The 19,003-nt window shown below is 62.3% G+C and carries 22 protein-coding genes and 1 tRNA gene; 15 read left to right on the top strand and 8 right to left on the bottom strand.

Annotated elements, in window-relative coordinates; all coding sequences use genetic code 11:
* The first annotated feature begins 2 nt into the window (after positions 1-2).
* The 4 genes from hisF (at position 3) to hisE (ending at position 1,823) form a co-directional block, all read left to right on the top strand.
* Positions 3-785, top strand: a complete 783-nt coding sequence (gene hisF / locus ACEXKH_RS04805; protein WP_373573267.1) for an imidazole glycerol phosphate synthase subunit HisF — start codon at positions 3-5, stop codon at positions 783-785.
* Positions 786-924: 139 nt separating this feature from the next.
* Positions 925-1,266: a phosphoribosyl-AMP cyclohydrolase gene (gene hisI / locus ACEXKH_RS04800; protein WP_373573266.1), complete on the top strand. Its 342-nt coding sequence runs from the start codon at positions 925-927 to the stop codon at positions 1,264-1,266.
* On the top strand, positions 1,263-1,490 hold the full coding sequence (locus tag ACEXKH_RS04795; RefSeq protein ID WP_117757621.1) for an RDAC family protein: 228 nt from the start codon (positions 1,263-1,265) through the stop codon (positions 1,488-1,490). Before hisI ends, ACEXKH_RS04795 begins: the two co-directional genes overlap by 4 nt.
* 15 nt (positions 1,491-1,505) lie before the next feature.
* On the top strand, positions 1,506-1,823 hold the full coding sequence (gene hisE, locus ACEXKH_RS04790; RefSeq protein WP_117806823.1) for a phosphoribosyl-ATP diphosphatase: 318 nt from the start codon (positions 1,506-1,508) through the stop codon (positions 1,821-1,823).
* A gap of 333 nt (positions 1,824-2,156) precedes the next feature.
* Here the strand turns inward: hisE and ACEXKH_RS04785 are convergent, their stop codons facing one another.
* Positions 2,157-3,068 carry a PHP domain-containing protein gene (locus ACEXKH_RS04785; protein ID WP_373117861.1) on the bottom strand — a complete coding sequence of 304 codons (912 nt, stop codon included), beginning with the start codon at positions 3,066-3,068 and terminating at the stop codon, positions 2,157-2,159.
* Between the two features lie 287 nt (positions 3,069-3,355).
* Here ACEXKH_RS04785 and larC point away from each other — a divergent pair, with 287 nt between their 5' ends.
* The 6 genes from larC (at position 3,356) to ACEXKH_RS04755 (ending at position 8,758) form a co-directional block, all read left to right on the top strand.
* Positions 3,356-3,841 carry a nickel insertion protein gene (gene larC, locus ACEXKH_RS04780; RefSeq protein WP_373573265.1) on the top strand — a complete coding sequence of 162 codons (486 nt, stop codon included), beginning with the start codon at positions 3,356-3,358 and terminating at the stop codon, positions 3,839-3,841.
* Positions 3,842-3,896: 55 nt separating this feature from the next.
* A complete protein-coding gene (gene yfcE / locus ACEXKH_RS04775; protein WP_373573264.1) occupies positions 3,897-4,445 on the top strand; it encodes a phosphodiesterase in 549 nt (182 codons plus the stop codon).
* Between the two features lie 2 nt (positions 4,446-4,447).
* Positions 4,448-5,308, top strand: a complete 861-nt coding sequence (gene mazG, locus ACEXKH_RS04770) for a nucleoside triphosphate pyrophosphohydrolase (RefSeq protein WP_373573263.1) — start codon at positions 4,448-4,450, stop codon at positions 5,306-5,308.
* Between the two features lie 190 nt (positions 5,309-5,498).
* Positions 5,499-6,788 carry a phosphopyruvate hydratase gene (gene eno / locus ACEXKH_RS04765; RefSeq protein ID WP_373573262.1) on the top strand — a complete coding sequence of 430 codons (1,290 nt, stop codon included), beginning with the start codon at positions 5,499-5,501 and terminating at the stop codon, positions 6,786-6,788.
* 186 nt (positions 6,789-6,974) lie between these two features.
* Positions 6,975-7,736, top strand: a complete 762-nt coding sequence (locus tag ACEXKH_RS04760) for a hypothetical protein (RefSeq protein ID WP_373573261.1) — start codon at positions 6,975-6,977, stop codon at positions 7,734-7,736.
* A gap of 20 nt (positions 7,737-7,756) precedes the next feature.
* Positions 7,757-8,758 carry a Ppx/GppA phosphatase family protein gene (locus tag ACEXKH_RS04755; RefSeq protein ID WP_373573260.1) on the top strand — a complete coding sequence of 334 codons (1,002 nt, stop codon included), beginning with the start codon at positions 7,757-7,759 and terminating at the stop codon, positions 8,756-8,758.
* Between the two features lie 139 nt (positions 8,759-8,897).
* Here ACEXKH_RS04755 and ACEXKH_RS04750 read toward each other — a convergent pair.
* Positions 8,898-8,982 (bottom strand) — tRNA-Leu (locus ACEXKH_RS04750).
* Between the two features lie 31 nt (positions 8,983-9,013).
* Positions 9,014-9,637, bottom strand: coding sequence for a hypothetical protein (locus ACEXKH_RS04745; RefSeq protein ID WP_373573259.1), 624 nt, complete (start codon positions 9,635-9,637; stop codon positions 9,014-9,016).
* Between the two features lie 163 nt (positions 9,638-9,800).
* Here ACEXKH_RS04745 and ACEXKH_RS04740 point away from each other — a divergent pair, with 163 nt between their 5' ends.
* Positions 9,801-10,088, top strand: coding sequence for a PTS sugar transporter subunit IIB (locus ACEXKH_RS04740; RefSeq protein WP_006235903.1), 288 nt, complete (start codon positions 9,801-9,803; stop codon positions 10,086-10,088).
* A gap of 11 nt (positions 10,089-10,099) precedes the next feature.
* Complete coding sequence (locus ACEXKH_RS04735; protein WP_117564907.1) at positions 10,100-10,474, top strand: VOC family protein; 375 nt, start codon at positions 10,100-10,102, stop codon at positions 10,472-10,474.
* 76 nt (positions 10,475-10,550) lie between these two features.
* Here the strand turns inward: ACEXKH_RS04735 and ACEXKH_RS04730 are convergent, their stop codons facing one another.
* Genes ACEXKH_RS04730 through ACEXKH_RS04720 form a run of 3 tightly spaced genes read right to left on the bottom strand, consistent with a single transcriptional unit; the run spans position 10,551 to position 13,161 of the window.
* Positions 10,551-11,846 (bottom strand): sensor histidine kinase, encoded by a 1,296-nt coding sequence (locus ACEXKH_RS04730; RefSeq protein ID WP_373573258.1) that lies wholly within the window; start codon positions 11,844-11,846, stop codon positions 10,551-10,553.
* A complete protein-coding gene (locus ACEXKH_RS04725; protein WP_373573257.1) occupies positions 11,830-12,600 on the bottom strand; it encodes a response regulator transcription factor in 771 nt (256 codons plus the stop codon). Before ACEXKH_RS04725 ends, ACEXKH_RS04730 begins: the two co-directional genes overlap by 17 nt.
* Positions 12,601-12,618: 18 nt before the next feature.
* Entirely contained in the window at positions 12,619-13,161 is a 543-nt protein-coding gene (locus tag ACEXKH_RS04720; RefSeq protein WP_373573256.1) for a DUF4342 domain-containing protein, read from the bottom strand.
* A 357-nt stretch (positions 13,162-13,518) separates the two neighbouring features.
* Here ACEXKH_RS04720 and ACEXKH_RS04715 point away from each other — a divergent pair, with 357 nt between their 5' ends.
* Both ACEXKH_RS04715 and ACEXKH_RS04710 read left to right on the top strand, forming a co-directional pair.
* Positions 13,519-13,758, top strand: a complete 240-nt coding sequence (locus ACEXKH_RS04715) for a hypothetical protein (protein WP_373573255.1) — start codon at positions 13,519-13,521, stop codon at positions 13,756-13,758.
* An 85-nt stretch (positions 13,759-13,843) separates the two neighbouring features.
* Entirely contained in the window at positions 13,844-14,569 is a 726-nt protein-coding gene (locus ACEXKH_RS04710; protein WP_373573254.1) for a metallophosphoesterase family protein, read from the top strand.
* 15 nt (positions 14,570-14,584) lie between these two features.
* On the opposite strand, the gene gluQRS is transcribed toward ACEXKH_RS04710, so the two are convergent.
* Positions 14,585-15,595 (bottom strand): tRNA glutamyl-Q(34) synthetase GluQRS, encoded by a 1,011-nt coding sequence (gluQRS, locus tag ACEXKH_RS04705; protein ID WP_373117884.1) that lies wholly within the window; start codon positions 15,593-15,595, stop codon positions 14,585-14,587.
* A gap of 509 nt (positions 15,596-16,104) precedes the next feature.
* Here gluQRS and ACEXKH_RS04700 point away from each other — a divergent pair.
* Positions 16,105-18,051: a DUF2207 family protein gene (locus ACEXKH_RS04700; RefSeq protein WP_373117886.1), complete on the top strand. Its 1,947-nt coding sequence runs from the start codon at positions 16,105-16,107 to the stop codon at positions 18,049-18,051.
* Between the two features lie 138 nt (positions 18,052-18,189).
* Here the strand turns inward: ACEXKH_RS04700 and ACEXKH_RS04695 are convergent, their stop codons facing one another.
* The gene (locus ACEXKH_RS04695) at positions 18,190-18,831 is read right to left on the bottom strand and encodes a GNAT family N-acetyltransferase (protein WP_373117888.1); all 642 of its coding nucleotides are present in this window, start codon (positions 18,829-18,831) and stop codon (positions 18,190-18,192) included.
* Positions 18,832-19,003: the final 172 nt, after the last annotated feature.

Here is a 19,003-nt window from a genome sequence, read left to right as displayed (position 1 = left end):
CCATGCTTACCAAACGCGTGATTCCCTGTCTGGATGTTAAGGACGGCCGCGTGGTCAAGGGCGTCAACTTTGTGAGCCTGCGCGATGCTGGCGACCCGGTGGAGCTGGCGCGCGCCTACGACCGCGAGGGTGCGGACGAGGTCGTCTTCCTGGACATTACCGCCACGAGCGACAACCGTGCGACGACTATCGAGATGGCGGCGCACGCGGCCGAGGAGCTCGCTATTCCCTATACCGTGGGCGGTGGCTTTCGCGACCTGGCGGGCATGCGCACCATGGTTGCGGCCGGTGCCGACAAGGTGTCGCTCAACTCGGCGGCCGTGCGCGACCCGTCGCTGATTAGCCAGGCTGCCGCGGCGTTTGGCAGCCAGGCCGTGGTCGTGGCGATTGATGCCAAACGCGTCGGCCTGCCCGGCGAGCCAGGTGCCGACAAGTGGGAGGTCTTCACGGCGGGCGGTCGCAACGCCACGGGTATCGATGCGGTGGCGTGGGCCGAGGAGGCGGCTCGCCGCGGCGCCGGCGAGATCTTGCTGACCAGCATGGACCGCGACGGCACCAAGGCTGGCTTCGACCTGGCACTCACCCGTGCCGTGGCGCACGCGGTGCCGATTCCCGTCATCGCGAGCGGCGGCGTGGGCACGCTCGAGCATTTTGCCGAGGGCGTGATCGAGGGCGAGGCCGATGCCGTGCTGGCGGCGAGCGTCTTTCACTTTGGAACCTTCAGCATTCGCGAAGTCAAAGAGTATATGGCGTCGCAGGGCATCCCTGTCAGGTTGGACTTCTAGCGCTGCGGCTTGCCCAGGCACCGCATCTTGCCGCTCAAACCGTCGCTCGCGTCAAAGTACGCGTCGCTCCTCTTTCGCGGCAACCTGCGGCACCTGGACAACCCTCGCCGACCGGCGATGTTTAAATTGGGGAATTGAAATGAAAGAAATTACTACTCCAGCGGATCTTAAATATGACGCCAAGGGGCTGATTCCTTGTGTGGTTCAGCAGTATGACACCGGTGAGGTGCTTATGGTTGCTTGGATGAACGAGGAATCGGTGGGACTGACGCTCAAGACCGGGACCACGTGGTTTTGGAGTCGCAGCCGCCAGGAGCTCTGGAACAAGGGCGCGACGAGCGGCAATATGCAGGAGGTCAAGGAACTCTGGGCCGATTGCGATAGCGATACGCTACTGGTCAAGGTCGACTCGCCGGGCCCGGCTTGCCACACCGGCAACCGTACCTGCTTCTTTAAGCGCGTGGAAGGGGGAGTGCAATGAAAGTCGTGACGCCGTTCGAGGTCGCCGACTGCAACACCGAGCTCCTCCGCGCGGGCGTGCCATGCCGCGTGCACCTGACTGATGCCTGCGGGGCGCAGTCGCTCTGGCTCGAGGCCGAGAAGGAAAGGCTCGATGAGGCCCATGCTGTCATCGTCGAGTTCTTTGAGAAAAAGGGCGCAAAGCCTCGGTTCGATGAGACCGGTGCCTACTTTACGCTGCAGTAACGAGAGGAAATAACCATGGGAGTCAGAACAGCTAACGTGCAGCCGGGAAATATCGGCGAGACGCTGACAGGACTGGCCGAGGTGATTCACGGTCGTCGCGATGCGTCGCCGGAGGAGAGCTATACCGCCCGCCTGCTGACCGACGTCGAGGACGAGCTGCTCAAAAAACTTGCCGAGGAGGCGAGCGAGGTAATCATGGCCTGCAAGGATAACGACCATGATCACATCCGCTACGAGGCCGGCGACCTGATCTACCACCTGCTCGTAACCCTTGAGCGTTACGGCATCACCCTCGACGAACTGGCCGGCGAACTCAACGCTCGCCGCCACTAGTCATTGGGGACGTTCTTAAACGACTAGTCGTTTGGGACAGTCTTTGCCACGCTGCCAAATAACACGCCCAATTACTACGATGAAATCGAACTTGCCTACCACACAGCGGTTTTGAGTAAATCGTCAACGCTTCTACCTGCGGTTTTATTTTCCACATTGAGCCGATGGTCGGAGGTTCGCGGTTTGTCGTAGTAATTGGGCGTTCTTTTTGGCGGGCGGTGTTGCACGGGCGTCGGTGGCGAGCAAAACGATCTGTTTTCCTCTGTCTCAAAGGGGCCATTTGCGAAGAGTGTCCCCAATGACTAGTCATCTAAGAACGTCCCCAATGACTAGTTAGGCGAGGGATGTGGATTCCCATTCGCCGGTGAGGTGGGGGATGTCGAAGGTTCGGTAGCCGCAGTCGTAGGCGTGTGCCTGGGCCTCGCGGATGTTCCAGCAGATATCGCAAGCGCGGTGCGCGTCCGAGCCAAAGGTGATGGGCACCTCGGCATGGGCGAAGCAGCGCAAAAGGCCGGTCGCGGGGTAGTAATCGTCGAGGCCCTTGCGTGGTGCGGCTGTCGAGACCTCAACGCGGCGACCCGTATCGTGGGCGCATTCGGCCATCTGCTCCCAAAACGGCACCGGGTCAAAATCGGGTGCAAAGCCGTCCTTCGAAAAGCGCATGACCAGGTCGGGGTGGGCCATCACGTCAAAGTTAAGCGAGCTTTCGCAAGCACGGCACCAGTCGTCGACGTAGCGCTCCCACACGCCGCGCACGCCCAGGTTTTCCCAAACGTGCAGGTTAGTGTCGTCGTCGATCCAACCGCAAAGGGAATCGGGTGTATCGGGGCGAGCAACGTTTTCCGTTCCCGCCGTACCCGCAGCGCCTGCCGCAATATCGCCCGGGTTACCAATCCAGTGCACACTGCCCAGGCGTACCACGGCGCCCTGGGACCAGCGCTCTACCAAGGGCTCGCAGCCCTCGTACCAATCGCATTCAAAGCCATAGATAAAGGTGAGCTCCGGCGCAATCTGCGCGGCGAGTTTGCGGGCGTCCTCAAAGGCCAGGCGATGTGCCGGCAAGTCGCCCTCGACGACCTGCACCTCGCAGTTGGCATCCATGCTGGCGGGCAGGGTGAGGTGGTCGGTCGAGACCATGACACGGCAGCCGGCGGCAGCAGCGGCACGGACGTTGTCCTCAAACGAGGCGTGGCCATCCGAAAACGAAGTATGGGTGTGGCAATCGACCAGCGGGCAGGCGGGCATGGCGACTCCTTTGCATTTGGTGAATCCGCTCCATTGTAATGGTGCAGCTCTTAACACGCCGCGCGCGCTGGAGCTCGAAATCGATTGGAAAGGCTGCGCGGTGCAGCCCCGCTCCAAATCATGTACATCAGCCTCCAAAAGCTGCAAAAAATGACATGTTTGGAGGCTGACGTACATGTTTGGATAGGGGCGAGGGCGGCGACGGACGAAAGTCACGCCTGTGCCACGTCCGATGTGCTAGCGTTTGGGTGAATAAAACGAGCCTGTGCGGAAAGGATTCGGATCGTATGCAACGTGGAAGTACATCTCCGCTGTCCCGCGAGACCGATGCGCCCGAAACCATCGTCAAGCTGGAATGCGACATCGACGATGCGTCGCCCGAGGTACTCGCCTATGCCGCCGACTGCCTGCGCGAGGCGGGCGCGCGCGAGGTGCACTGGCTGCCCCTTTACTGCAAGAAGGGCCGCCCCGGCTGGCAGCTGCAGGTGATCTGCTCGCACGAGGATATCGAGCGCCTACAGACGATTATCTTTTTGGAGACCACGACCAACGCCGTTCGTCGCCAGGTGATGGAACGCGTCTGCCTGCCGCGTCGTTTTGAGCAGGTAGCGACGCCTTGGGGCGAGGTGGCCGTCAAAATAGCCACCCTGCCCGACGGCAGTGAGCGTGCGGCGCCCGAGTACGAGGACTGCGCCCGTCTTGCCCGCGAGCATAACGTGCCGCTCCAGCGCGTGATGCAGGCGGCACAAGCCTCGGCACTGCGATTTGAATAGCGCGGCCGGCGACATCTCGCGCCCGGCCACATCAGCCCCACCCGAAAGGACCACCATGAAATACCTCATCGCTTCCGACGTTCACGGCTCGGCATATTGGACCGAGCGCCTGGTCGCCGCCATCGAATCCGAGCAGCCCGACCGCATCGTGCTGCTGGGAGACCTGCTCTACCACGGCCCGCGCAATGACCTGCCGCGCGACTACGCCCCCAAGCGTGTGATTCCGCTGCTCAACGCCCTGGCCGACCGCATCATCGCGGTGCGCGGCAACTGCGACGCCGAGGTCGACCAGATGGTGCTCGACTTCCCCGTCATGGCCGACTACGCCACGCTGTTCGATGAGGCCGGCCGCGAGCTGTTCCTGACGCACGGCCACGTCTTTGGCGCCGGCATGCACAACAGCGTCGACCACGCGCCCGCGCTGCCCGAGGGCTCCGCGCTCGTCTACGGCCACACGCATATCAAGGTTAACGAGGCAAGCGAGGCGCACCCGGGCCTATGGCTCTTCAACCCCGGCAGCGTGAGCATCCCCAAGGACGGCACGCACAGCTACGGCATCTACGAGGGCGGCGCGTTCCGCCACGTGATCATGGAGGAGGAATAACCATGGCGCAGCACATGGCCCAGCAAAATGCCGAGGGCTCGCGCGACCTGTCCACGCTGGTCGACGCGTCGGCCGAGCTGCAGCATCTGGTGCAGACCATCTGGCGTCTGCGTCAGCCCGATGGCTGCCCGTGGGACCGCGAACAGACGCACCGCAGCATTGGCAAGAATATGATCGAGGAGGCCTACGAGGCGCTCGATTGCATCGAGGCGGACGACGTGGCGCATCTGCGCGAGGAGCTGGGCGACGTGCTCATGCAGGTGGTACTGCATGCGCAGATTGCGGCGGACGCCGGCGAGTTTACGCTTGCCGATGTGGCACGCGATATCGACGCCAAGCTCATCCGCCGCCACCCGCACGTGTTTGGCGATGCGGATGCCGAGAGCTCCGATGAGGTGCTCAAGATCTGGGACGAGGTTAAGCTTGCCGAGAAGGCTGCCAAGGACAAGGCCGTGGCAGCAGGCGAGGCTGCGCCCGAGGGCTTGCTCGACGGCGTGCCCACGCATCTGCCGGCGCTGATGCAGGCCCAGAAGGTGTCGCGCAAGGCGGCTGCCGTGGGCTTTGAGTGGGAGACGGTCCAGGATGTGTGGGACGAGGTTGCCGAGGAGCGTGCCGAGTTTGAGGCCGAGGCTCCCGGCTCGTCCGAGCGCGAGATGGAGTTTGGCGACCTGCTCTTTGCCCTGGTCAACGTTGCACGCAAGGAGGGCATCGACGCCGAGAGCGCCCTGCGCGCGAGCACGGCCAAGTTCCGCCGCCGCTGGGCCGCGATGGAGCAGATGGCGGCCAACGCCCATGTGGATCTGGCTGAGCTTTCGACCCATGGCCTCAACGACCTGTGGGATGCCGCAAAGGCGGAGGAGTAAAACTGCGGGAACGACGAGCTGACACGCCTCATCGTTCCCGCTAAATTTTTCGAAAAACAAGTGTATCCCTCAGCTAACTTAGGGCATAATGCAAAAAGTGCGACATGGCTAACTTACGGAGGCGCACCGACGGTGCACGGTCAGTCGGTCGCCAAGCATTCAACTCGTTTCCAAGTGAGAGGGAGACAACATGAGCGATATTATGGACGTCTACGGTCGCGAGGTGCTCGACAGCCGCGGCAACCCCACCGTCGAGGTCGAGGTTGTGCTCGAGGACGGCAGCTTCGGCCGCGCAATGGTGCCTTCGGGCGCTTCAACCGGCGCCTTTGAGGCATGTGAGCTGCGCGATGGCGACAAGGGCCGTTATCTGGGCAAGGGCGTCTCTCAGGCCGTCGAGCACGTCAACAACGAGTGCGCTAACGCCGTCGTGGGCCTCGATGCCTTCGATCAGCGCGCCGTCGATGCCGCGTTGATCGCTGCGGACGGTACACCCAACAAGACCAAGCTCGGCGCCAACGCCATTCTGGGCGTGTCGCTGGCCGTTGCCCGCGCTGCGGCAGAGTCGGCGGGCCTGTCGCTGTACCAGTACCTGGGTGGCGTCAACGCCCACCTGCTGCCCACGCCCATGATGAACATCCTCAACGGCGGCGTGCATGCCGACAACAACGTCGACTTCCAGGAGTTCATGATCATGCCGGTGGGCGCCCCGAGCTTTGCCGAGGGCCTGCGTTGGTGCGCCGAGGTCTACCACACCCTCAAGGGCGTGCTGCACGAGGCCGGCCTTGGCGGTGGCGTGGGTGACGAGGGCGGCTTCGCTCCCAACCTCAAGACCAATGCCGAGCCGTTCGAGTACATTACCAAGGCCGTCGAGAAGGCTGGCTTTAAGCCTGGCGTCGACTTCATGTACGCCATGGATCCGGCCTCGACCGAGTTCTACAACGCCGAGACCGGCATGTACGAGCTCAAGGGCGAGGGCGTGGAGTACACGAGCGCCCAGATGGTCGATTACTGGGAGAAGCTCGTCGACACCTATCCCATCATCTCCATCGAGGACGGCATGGCCGAGGAAGACTGGGACGGCTGGGTCGAGCTCACCCAGCGCATTGGCAACAAGGTGCAGCTGGTGGGCGACGACCTGTTCGTCACCAACACCGAGCGCCTCAAGAAGGGCATCGAGCTGGGTGCCGCCAACGCGATCCTGGTCAAGGTCAACCAGATTGGTACGCTCACCGAGTCGCTCGAGGCCATCGAAACCGCCAAGGAGGCCGGCTATGCTTGCATCGTGAGCCACCGCTCCGGCGAGACCGAGGATTCCACGATCGCCGACCTGGTCGTGGGTATCAACGCCGGCCAGATTAAGTCGGGCGCTCCGTGCCGCAGCGACCGCATTGCCAAGTACAACCAGCTCATCCGCATCGAGGACGAGCTCGAGGGCAGCGCGCGCTACGCCGGCAAGTCTGCGTTCTACAACATTCGCTAAACAAGTGGTGCCCGCGGGGGCGGGGTTGACTCGGCTTCGCTCCACTTCTGATGGCCGCCATTGGGCGCTGGGCCGTGTGGCTCAGCGCCTTTTTTATGTCGAGCAAAGGCTGCCGAAGGCGTTGCGCATGCTCGTGCTATAACTAAAGGACTTAGCGCAAACAAACCTCAACCGCACAAGGCGCACATGGATCAGATTTACGACAACAGGTACTATTCCGCCGGTTCGCGTGAGCCGTCACCTCGCCGTGCGCGTACGGTGCCGCTCGGCGGGCCCGATTACACGGGTGCCGCCCGTCCCACGCATCGCACGGCAGGCACTTCGCACTCCCATGCTCAAATGAATCTGTCGACGCATCGCCTGGACCGTTCGTCACGCGCGACGAACGAATCGCGCCCGTCTGCTCAAGCGCACGACAAGTCGTCCAGGCCCTCGAGCCGTCTTTCGGGTTCGGACTTTATGCACTACGCCAACGACAATGCGGTGGTCAAGGCGATCTACGACTTTACCCATGGACCCCAGCGTGGGCTGTTTATCGGTATTGTCGTCGTCCTGGTGCTCGTGAGCCTGTACTTTCCCGTGCGCGATCTGTATGTGGCCAAGCGCTCGAGCGACATTTTGGCCAAGCAGGTCGAGATTCGCCAGCAATACAACGACGAGCTGCAGAAAAGCGTCGACAAACTGCTCTCGGAGGAGGGCATTAAGGACGCGGCGACCGAGGATCTGGGCCTGGTGATGCCCGGCGAGACCAAGATTGACGTGCTGGGCTTGGATGACGATTCGGATTCGTCTTCGAGCAAGAAGTCCTCGAACGCCAAGAAGGCCAGCGAAGTCGCCAAGGAGATCGAAGAGGTCGGCAAGGACGCGCCGTGGTACATTCAGACGCTCGATATGCTGTTTGGGTTTAACGGCGTCGAGGGCCAGACGGTCGTGTCCAACGGCAAATAGCGCCCGGAGGGGAGCCCGCAATGGCAGATTGCAAACGATATAAGGTGGCGGCGATCGACCTGGGAACGGTGTCGTCGCGACTGGTGCTGGCGCAGGTCGAGGCCGGGGCGATCGTGGAATCGTCCAAGCATACCGAGATTACCGATCTGGGCGAGGGCGTCGACGCGACGGGCCGCTTTTGCGAGGCGGCGGTCGAACGCGTGCTTGCCGCATGCCGCATGTTTGTGGACGAGGCGCGTGCCTTTGGGGCCGTGTGCATCTGCACCACGTGCACGAGTGCCGCGCGTGATGCGTCCAATGCCGCCCTGCTGCTGGACGGCCTGCGCGAGCTGGGGCTCGAACCGCAGGTGATTCCGGGTGAGGTCGAGGCACGCCTGACGTTTTTTGGCGTGGCGCACGACTTTGCTGGCGAGCGCATTATTGTCGCGGATTCGGGAGGCGGATCCACGGAGCTCGCGACGGGCGTGTACGCACCGGAGCGTGGGGTCTTTGCGCTGGATGGCACGCGTTCGCTGGACATTGGCTGCCGCCGCGTGACGGAGCGGTTTTTCTCGGTGCTGCCGCCTGCGGACGGCGAGCTTGCTGCCGCCGCCAACTGGGCGGGCGAGCAGTTCGCTGCCTATTTTGAAGGCCTGCCGAGCAATTTTGAGCGTGCCGAGCGCCTGGTCGCGGTGGGTGGCACCGTCACCACGCTCGTGGCGCTCGTTCATGAGCTGGAACCGTACGATTCGAGCTTTGTGCACCTGCGCGAGCTTTCGCTGGATCAGGTTTCGGCCGCCATCGAGCGCATGTCCACGCTGGATGTTGCAGGCATTGCCGCGCTGCCAGGCGTGCAGCCCAAACGCGCGGGCGTGATCTTGGCAGGTGCCGTGGTAATTCGCGAGCTCATGCGAGCCGGCGGCTACAGGGCGCTTACCGTGAGTGAGAACAGTCTGCTCGCCGGCATGGCCGCCACCATCAACGAGACCCTCGACGGCGCCGCCCCCACCATCGGCTGGACCCCAGAGCTCAGTACCCTCTAAATAAGTTGCGGTGGAATAGTTCCTAAATGGGCCGGTAAACGGCCAAAACAGGAACTATTCCACCGCAACTTAAAGCCCCACCGGCATCCAAAAGAAACGAGCCCGCATCCCTGGGGAACACGGGCTCGTAAACAATACGTGGTAGGGGCGGTGGGACTCGAACCCACAATCCTTGCGGCGAGAGATTTTAAGTCTCCTGCGTATGCCAATTCCGCCACGCCCCCGTGAGACTAGAAGTCTAGCACAAGCCGTCCGTTACGCGTTGACGGCCATCGAGTGTTGGCCCGACTTCTCCAGGAACTCCTGGAACTTGGCTTCGTCGCCCTTGTTCTTGTACTGCAGGGCCAGCAGGTATTCCAGGCGGCAGCTCTTGACCTTGTCGTCACCGGCCTCCTTGAGCATGCGCTCCAGCTCGGGAATGTCGTTATGGCGCTTCAAGATCATCGTGTCGTACATCAGCTGGCATTCGTGTGCGACTGCCTCGGCCTGACCGCCCTCAAAGCCCTTGATTTCGTGCAGCAGCTCCTTGGACTTTTTGCGGTCCTCCTGGCCAACGTAGTAGTTAAAAGCCTTGATCACCAGGTCGACGCGCTGCATTTTGGGCAGGTTGAGCCCCAGCAGCAGGTCGAACATCTCGTCGGCGCGCTTGTGGTCCTCGCGCAGCAGATATGAGTTCAGGCGCAGGTAGTCGCGGTTATAGCGCGGGTACAGCATACTGGTGAGCTTGGCGTCGAGCAGGCGATCGAACTCGTCCCACTGCTTGGCAGCCATAAGCTGTTGCAGGCGCTTAAACGTGGTGCGTTTTTTGACGCTAAAGAACACCGACACGGCGATACAGATGATAACGACGGTGGTCCAGAGTGTGCGGGAATCGGGCATATTAGGGTCCTTAGTCGCTCATAAAGCGAGCGGTATGACAACACGTACTAGATGTATTATACGCAGCGCGCAAGCAAACTGGCATAAAAGCTCATCGAGGCTGAGTGCCATCGCTCGCTGCGGTACACTTACCTAAAGTAAACCACGAAGGGAGACATTACCTATGAAGAAGATCGTTTTGGCTTGCGGTGCTGGCGCTGCTACTTCCACGCTCGTTGCCCAGAAGGTCGCTACCCTGCTCGACGCCAACGGTTACGCCGACAAGTACGAGATCGTGCAGTGCGCCATCTCCGAGGCCAAGGATTACTGCGACGAGGGCGCCGACCTGCTGATCGCCACCACCGTTGCCCCCGAGGGCCTCACCTGCCCGTACGTGAGCGGCGTGCCCTTCATGACCGGCATGAACCGCGTCGCCGCCGAGAAGGCCGTCCTCGACGTAATGGCTCAGTAGGCGCTGACTGTATGAGTGAGCAGAACGCCAATCCGGTCGAGCTCTTTGGCATGCGCGTTGCCCATGTGGGCATTAACGCCACCGACCCGGCAGACGCCCTGGAGATCGCGGAGCTGTTCTCGACGATGATGGGCCTGCCCGTCATCGAGACCCCGGTTTCGTACTTTAACGATTCGCTGGTCGAGATCATGAAGCAGAACGGTCGTGGCACCAAGGGCCACATCGGCTTTGCCGTCAACGACATCGATGCGGCCGAGAAGTGGTTTGCCGAGCGCGGGCTCGAGGTCAACGAGGAGTCGCGCGTGTTGCTGCCCGACGGCGGCACCAAGCTCGTGTACTTTAAGCGCGAGTTCGCCGGCTTTGCTGTGCATCTGTGCCGCGAGTAGCGCACAAGCTGCTTATAGCTAGCAAAAAGGGATAGGGCCGCATGGCCTTATCCCTTTTTTATGCCGAGGGACATCCCTACCGCGGCAGGCGAATCGTAAAGCGGCTGCCGACGCCCTCGACCGAGGTCACACCGATGACGCCGCCGTGGCTGTCGACGATCCACTTGGCGATAGCGAGCCCCAGGCCCGAACCCTGTGCACCGACATCGCGCGCGTTGTCGGCACGGTAGAACCGCTCGAACGCGTGAGCTGCGGATCCCTGGTTCATGCCGATACCCTCGTCCTCAACACTTATGTCGATCGTGCCCATGCCCGCATCGGGTGTTATGCCAAATGTGACGGTCGTTCCCGCACTCGAGTACTTGGCGGCGTTTTGCACGATCACGCGCAGAGCCTGCTTCACGAGCGCGACATCGACGGATGCGTCGCAGCGCGGGTCACTGGCAAACGCAGTATCAAAAGCCAGTCGATACGCGTGCGCGGCATCAATCATCTGCGATTCTTCGCATACCTCGCCGACCAGTGCAGCCAGGTTGGTATTCACGCGCCGCAGCACGGTGCGGCCGGCATCTCCGCGTGCCAAAAACAGCAGTTGTTCCACGAGCTCCTGCATATGCTCGCTTTCGGCCTTGAGCGAGGCGATGGACTCTGCCAGCACGTCTGGGTCGTCTTTGCCCCAGCGGTCGAGCATGTTTACGTAGCCCTGAATCACCGCGATGGGCGTGCGCAGTTCGTGACTCGCGTCGTTGACAAAGCGCATCTGCTGCAGCTTGGCCTCTTGCATCTGGCGCAGCAGGCGGTTGAGCGCGACCTCGATGCTCGCCAGGTCGGCGTCGCCGGTGGTGACGCTCGGCGAGTCGACGCTTGCGCGCTCGATGGCCTGCTCCAGCGTTTCCATCTTGCCGCCGGAGAGCTGCATGCGGCCGAGCTCGTCCACGCGTAAGGCCAGGTCGTTGAGTGGTGCCATGGTACGGCGCACGCGGCGGGCGCCGCCGAGCATGTTGAGCACGCTGATGACCTGCCAACCCACAACGACAAGGTAGAGAGGCCATAGCGCGACGAGGTCCTGCGCGAGCGGGAAGGTCTTGCTGGTGTGCGCAAGCTCGACGGTATAGGCGAGCGTTGCCAGGTCCCAGCCGCGCGCGGGCGTCAGCGACATGCCGTGAACGGTGGCGCCGGGAATCCAGCCTGCAGTAAACGCGCCTTCGGGCAGCGTTTGGTTGTAGCCATAGACGAGAATCGCCGCCGCAATCACCACCAGCAACAGATCGAGCCAGACGTAGCTCACCAAGCGGCGCCACATATAGCCCCAGTTGATGGCGCGGGCGATGGAGGTGACGCGCTTGGCCTCGGCGTTACGCGCGGCAGACATAGCCCACCCCGCGCACGGTCTGGATGATGCGGGCACCGCCGGCGTCCTCGATCTTGGCGCGCAGGTGCGCGATGTGCACGTCGACGTTGTTGGTGTCTCCTACGTATTCGTAGCCCAGCGCCTCGTGCGCGATACGCTCGCGCGTGAGCACGGTGCCGGCGCGCGTCATAAGCAGGGCGAGGACGTCGAACTCGCGGGCGGTCAGCACGATGGGTGAGCCGCCGACCATAACCTCGCGGCGGTCGGGATCGAGTGCGACCGAGCCCACGGCGAGCGTGGCGGGGGAGGGCGCGGCAGAGGTCTTGGCCGAGTCGCCGACCGGGGGCATCGCGGCGGCACCCGTAGCACCCTCCCCGGCCCCAACGCCGCCAACGCCCGAAGCCGCCCGCACGGCCTCCGCGCGCTTCAACGCCACGCGGATCCGTGCGAACAGCTCCTCAATCGCAAACGGCTTGGTCAAGTAATCGTCGGCGCCGGCATCGAGCCCGGCCACCTTGTCCATCACGGCATCGCGCGCGGTGACCATGATCACCGGCACATCCTTGTGCTTGCGTACGCGCCGCAGCACCTCCATGCCGTTGAGCTGCGGCAGCAGCACATCGAGCAGAATCAGATCGTAGTCGCGCTCCAACGCCAGGTCCACAGCGGTGCGGCCGTCGGCGGCGTGTTCCACCTGGTAGCCTTCGTGCTCCAGCTCGAGTGTCACAAAGCGGGCGATTTTCTCCTCGTCCTCTACGATCAGGATCCGTGCCATGCGTGCCCCCATCTGCGATTACTTGTCGTCGTTCAGATTTTGCTTGATGTCGTCCGCGGCATTGGCAGCGCTGTCCATCAGGTTGTTGATGCTGCCGGGTACGTCGCCGTCGCTATCGATGCGGTAGCGCATGCCAAAGAACAGGCCAAGCAGCATCAGCCAAATCGTGGCGCCCCAGGCAAACAGCGCGACGATGGGAATCAGGATGGGAATGTTGAGGATGATCGCATCGCGGCGCGTGGCGATAAACTTGGTGTCCAGGCTCAGGCGGAAGAGCTTTTTGAGGTACTCCCACACGCTGTCCATCTTCTTGGAGAAGTCGGTCTTTTCGCTCGACTTTTCGTAGGCTGCCTGCGCGGCGACCATCTCGGCCGAGGGCTCATCGGCCGGCGCGGACTCGGTGGCGGCGTGCGCCGACGTGGTCTGCGTCTTGCCCTGCGACTCGAGCCAAATGATGGCGTCCAGGACGTTGCCGTCGGCGGCGTCGAGCGCAGCCTTGGCATCGGTGTAGCTCACGTTGCACTTGGTGCGGATGGTTTCAACTTTTTCGAGGTCGTCCATGACCTGTCCTTTCGTTCGATGGGCGCGACGCCAGGCGATTTGCCCGGGCGCGAGCGTTGCGTTCGGCGGTCTGCGTTGCGCGGTGCCGCCCCGCCCTTGGTCGAACTCTATAGTGCAGGTTATAGATTAAGCGATTCTTGAGCCAAGATTAATGTTGGATGAGTTTTTGGGTGGCAGTGGGAAAAGTATTAGACCTCGATAACGGGGATGGGGTACCGGTGCAAAACGGCGTCATGGGTTGGTCGAGCAGGCGGTTTCTCCATTGATGTCCGCACGACATGTGACACTTACCCTGCCGCCATGCTTCGTCGCGGCGGCATGCATCTGAACAACGATCCTCTAAGGAGTTCGATTTTGATGAGTGACAACACCAAGCATCTCGCAAAGAAGTGCGTCAAGGACGCGGGGCCGTGCCTCGCGCTGTGCCTTGCCGGCGCAGCGGTCGCGCTGCTGGCTGTTCTGGGGCCATTCGACGTGCTCCGAAGTGCCAGTTCTCTGCACGTTTGCATGGCCCTTGCCGGCGCCATGATGACCGGCGGCATGCTCGATCTGATTTTTTGGGTGCTTGATCCGTTTGGATGGAAGAACGAGGGGTAAGCCCTAAGGGACGGAAGGGCTGGAACGGTTGGCTTAGCGATCGTGCAGAATGTGGGCGAGCGACTTACAGGGAAGTGGTGATCCGATGACGGTCTATGTGACGGGCGATATTCACGGCGGCCTCGATATGCAAAAGCTGCGCGATTGGGACCTTGGGGATAGCCTGACGAGCGACGACTATCTGATTGTCGCGGGCGACCTTGGCTTTCCGTGGGATTTCTCTGCCGAGGAATGTGCCGACATCGCTTGGCTGGAATCGCGCCCCTATACCGTGCTGTTCGTCGACGGCAACCACGAGCGTTTCGATCACTGGGCGGAACGCCCCATGGAGCTGTGGCACGGTGGGCTGACGCAGCGCCTGTCGGATACCTCTCCCATACGGCGCCTGACGCGCGGCGAGGTTTTTGACCTCGACGGCTCAACGGTCTTTACCATGGGCGGCGCCACGAGCGTGGACAAGGAATACCGCATTCCGTATTCAAGCTGGTGGCCGCAGGAGCTGCCGGACGAGCGCAACTTTGAGGAGGCACGGGCAAAACTCGACAGCGTGGGCTGGAAGGTCGACTACGTGGTCACCCACACCTGCTCTACGCGCATGCTTTCGCCCACGCTCTATCCGGCGCCCGGCTGGAATTGCCCCGCCGTCGATCGACTTACGGCATTTTTCGATGAGCTGGAGGACCGCTTGGATTACAAGCGCTGGTACTACGGGCATTTTCATCGGGATGCCAACCCTGCCGAGCGCCATACCGTGCTCTACGACTGCATCGTTCGCCTGGGCGACGAACTCCAGCCCTGGGATGTTGCGTAGGGGCGGGGTGGCTGACTACTCGACCGTTACAGTGATGTTTTCCCGGTGCGCGCGGATGACGTCCCAGCTAAAGTGCTCGACCAGCTGCTCGGCAGAGCGCGGTGTGGTGTCCGGTGCGATGCCCGTTTGCCCAGCGAGCCAGCCCAGTAGTGCCTCGGGTGTGCCAAAGCGGGCGCGGAGCTCGCCCAGGTCCAGATCGCGATCGCGCTTGGAAAGGCGGCGGCCGTCCGGCGACATGAGCAGCGGAATGTGCGCGTAGTGCGGCGTGGGAAGTCCCAGCAGATGCTGCAGGTAGATTTGGCGCGGCGTGGAGCCCAGCAGGTCACATCCGCGCACGACCTCGGTGACGCCCATGGCGGCGTCGTCGACCACCACGGCTAGCTGATAGGCAAACACGCCGTCGCTGCGGCGCACCAAAAAGTCGCCGCACTCGGTGGCGAGCGCCTCGCATTGGGCCCCGTACGTGCGGTCAACGAATTCGATTACGTCGCCCGCGAGGTCGTCGACGGCGGGCACGCGCAGGCGCGTGGCCGGAGCACGCAGGGCACTGCGGCGGGCGACCTCTTCGGCCGAAAGGCCTCGGCAGGCGCCGCGGTAGATGGGCGTGCCGTCGCTGGCGTGCGGCGCGCTCGCGGCGTGGAGCTCGGCGCGCGTGCAAAAGCAGGGGTAGGTGAGGCCGGCGTCTTGCAGCTGGCGCAAGGCGCTCTCGTACAGGTCGAGGCGATCGTGCTGGTAGTAGGGGCCTTCGTCCCACTCCAGCCCCAGCCAGGCTAGGTCGTCGATGAGCTGGGCGGCAAGTTCCGGGCGCTTACAGCGATCGTCCAGGTCCTCGATGCGCAACACGATGCTGCCGCCTTGGCTGCGGGCCGAAAGCCACGCGCACAGGCAACTGAACACGTTGCCCAGGTGCATGCGGCCCGATGGCGACGGGGCAAAGCGCCCCACGACGGGCGCGGGAACGGAGGCGGGCCGCGTAGTTGGCGCGTCCGCGGCGGGCGTTGCTATGTTGCGTGCGTTGATATCCATGCGGACGAGTATAGCGCGGGGCACGGTAGAGAAGGCGATTCTGTGGCTCGCAAGTTGTCGAGGCCCCGCATTGCGTATGGCAGTCCGCAGACTCGACGCTTTGATTCCTGTCCATCAACTCGGCACCTTAGACGACAGAAACCCCGGCAGCTCTTCGCAACTGCCGGGGTTTCCGCGGAAAAGGGGGACATGATCCTCGAGCGAACGGCAAAGGGGCAAACCGTTTTCGCTCAATTGCTTTATGCCCCTCGGCTAGCGGCTCAATCAGCGTATGCCGCGCCCACACAAAGCCGCTACACCTGTGACGGAGCTGTGAAGTGGTATCTATCGTTGGCGCAGGCCATGCCAAGGACTGTTCCAAACTGCCGGCAGATAAGGAACGTCCCTAAGTGCCAGACTCGGGTGGGACTTTTGTCCCATTTGACGTTCCGTTGGCCCAGATATTCGTCATGTGCGCCCGCAAACGTGGGACAATGGCGATGTTGGTTTTACAGACAAAGGATGTGCCTATGAACGCCCCCGTTGCCAATGCCTGCCGGCAGCGCCGCTTGTTTGCGCGATTCGTTTCCGTCTGCGCGTTTGTCGCGTTTGCGTTGCTGCTGCTTCCCGCCGCCGCGTGCGCCGACGGCTACTCCATGACCCAAACCTATATCGGCGCCACGGTCGAGGCCGACGGCTCGCTGACCGTTGTCGAGGGACGCCAGTTTGATTTCGATGACGACATCAACGGCGTGTTTTGGGAGATCAATACAGGCTCTAACCAGCAGAGCGCCGCGGCGGGCGTCGATGTGCTGAGCGTCGAGGAAGACGACACCGCGTTCAACAAAGTCGATAGCGCGAACAAGGGTGACTCTGGCGTCTACACGGTCGAGCAGACTGGTGACGGTGTAAGAATCAAGGTGTTCAGCCCCCACGAGAGCGGTGACAGCGCGATCTATTACGTGAGCTACACCATGACCGGTGCGGTTATGAACTGGTCCGATACCGCCGAGCTCTACTGGAAGTTTGTGGGCGACGGCTGGTCCGCGGATTCCGATGATGTCGAGATGGAAGTGTACTTCGCAAATGCCGCTGCCGGGACGGCGGCCGTCAAGGGCGATAACTTCCGTGCATGGGGCCACGGCCCGCTGACGGGCGACGTGTCGCTCGATGCGGACGAGCCCATGGTCACCTATACCATTCCCTGCGTGCATCAGGGCGAATTCGCCGAGGCACGCATCGCCTTCCCCAGCGACTGGGTACCGCAGCTTGCCGCTTCGGGCGAAGAGCGCATGTCAACGATCCTGAGCGAAGAGAAGGAATGGGCCGACGAAGCTAACGCCCGTCGCGCTCACGCTCGCATGATTGCCAATGCGCTTGCCGTGCTAAGTGTTGTCGCGGCGGTGGCCTTTACCGGCACAATCGTTGTGCTCAAGCTACGCAGGCCCAAGCCCAAGCCGCTCTTCCAAGACGAGTACTTCCGCGATGTGCCCTCCGCCGACCATCCCGCGGTGCTTGCAGCTCTTATGAGCTGGAACAACGTGCCCGATCAGGCATATATCGCCACGCTGATGAAGCTGACCGACGACCGCGTGATCAAGCTGGAAGAAGCGACCGAGGCCAAGAAGAAGGGCCTGCTCCGTCGCGAAAAAGAGGAGCAGACGTATCGCATCACGGTGACCGACGAGGCCTGGAAGGCTGCCAAGAAGGACGGCATCGATCGCGATGTGCTCAAGGTCTTCTTCGCCGGCGTTAAGCCCGATAAGGACGGAGTCCGTTCGCGCACGTTTAGCGAGCTGGAGGAGTACGCTAGCGAGCGCACCACATCTGTTGGCGACAAGCTCGAGGACTATCAGAGCACGGTTAAGGGCAAGCTGGAGGCGCGCGAGTTTATCGCATCGGATGGCACTATCGCGATGGTGGCCGGCCTGGTTCTCGGCATCATCATTGTCTTTGGCATTCTGGGCTCTCTGATCTATACCGACTTTGCGGACGCCAACGTCGGCGCCGCTATGATCTCGATTCCCGTCACGATCGTGGGCTTTGTCCTGAGCTGCACCTTCCGCCGTTACACGCCGGAGGGCGCCGAGGTGGCGGCTCGCTGCAAGGCACTTAAGCATTGGCTCGAGGACTTCACGCGCTTAAAGGAAGCCGTCCCCGGCGATCTGGTCCTGTGGAATAAACTTCTGGTGATGGGTGCGGCGCTGGGCGTTTCGAAGGAAGTCCTGCGTCAGCTTGCCGAGGCCGTGCCGCCCGAGGTGCGCGAGGCCGACGGCTTCTACGACAATTACCCCTGTTACTGGTGGTACTACCATCATTACGGTAACGAGTCGCCGATGGATTCGTTCGACGGCGTGTATCACGAGAGCATCCGTGAGCTCGCATCGAGCTCGGACAGTTCGGGTGGCGGCGGAGGCGGCGGCTTCTCGGGCGGCGGAGGCGGCGGCGTCGGCGGAGGCGGCGGCGGAACGTTCTAGCGGTCGTAAGCTATGGGATGGGTTTTTCTCGACAGCCGTCGGGGAAAGTCCATCCCCTTTTTTGCGCTACCTACGAAGACTGTCCCCAGCGACTAGTCATTTAAGAACGTCCCCAACGACTAGGTGCGGCTGCTGGGCCTAGACGGTTAGGTCCAGCTCGTAGAGGAAGCTTTCGCGCGGCATGGCGTGGCGGCGTTCCTCGCGGTTGGCGCGGTGCGTGGCCGTGCGCTTAAAGCCGTGCAGCTCGTAGAACTTCCACGAGCAGTTGGAGTCGGTGTACAGGTGCGCCCTCGTCGCTCCAAGCGAGGACAGATGCGAGATTGCGGCGTCGAGCAGAACCGTGCCGACGCCCAGGCCGTGGACGTCGCGATCCACGGCAAGCAGTGTGACCTCGTTGTCGTGCGGCAACGGGCTGCTCTCGAGCAGGCGGTTGTTGGTTCGGATGGTTGCGCGCACAAACGAGAGATACTCGGCGCAGGCATCGGGCTCCAGCTCGCGCATCTGCGAAAGCAGCGCGCGTTCGGTGTCCATCCAATGTTCCTTGACGGTGGCGCCGGAGCTCTGTCCCGCACGCGCGAGCGCAATGCCACGCGCCTGACCGTCGATTACGGCAACCTGCGAAAACGTCGAGGAAGAAAGGCAGTAGGCAAGATCGCACGCAGCTTCGAGGCGGTTGTACTCATCGTTATCCGAGTTGTTGTGCCAAAGCTGCTGCAAGATCAGCGCGATGGCGTCGAAATCTTCGGTATCAAACGGTCGGTAGAGAACCCGCGAGACCATGGTGCCTCTTTCTATTGCGGATGCATATCGAGCACAGTTCTACCACGCCGTTGGCATCTAATTATGGTGCCCCTGTGTTCCATCAACTCACCGTGCCCAGTGGCGCTCCTGCAACCCCCCGCTCGAAGCTTTTTCTGCACAGCCGTGCGTTGCGGGGTGCATCGTCGCGCTC

It is taken from the genome of Collinsella aerofaciens ATCC 25986 (genome assembly GCF_964259375.1).
Classification (GTDB): domain Bacteria; phylum Actinomycetota; class Coriobacteriia; order Coriobacteriales; family Coriobacteriaceae; genus Collinsella; species Collinsella aerofaciens_BO.
Note: the sequence above shows the minus strand (reverse complement) of the source record. Positions and strands in the feature narration are given on the sequence as shown.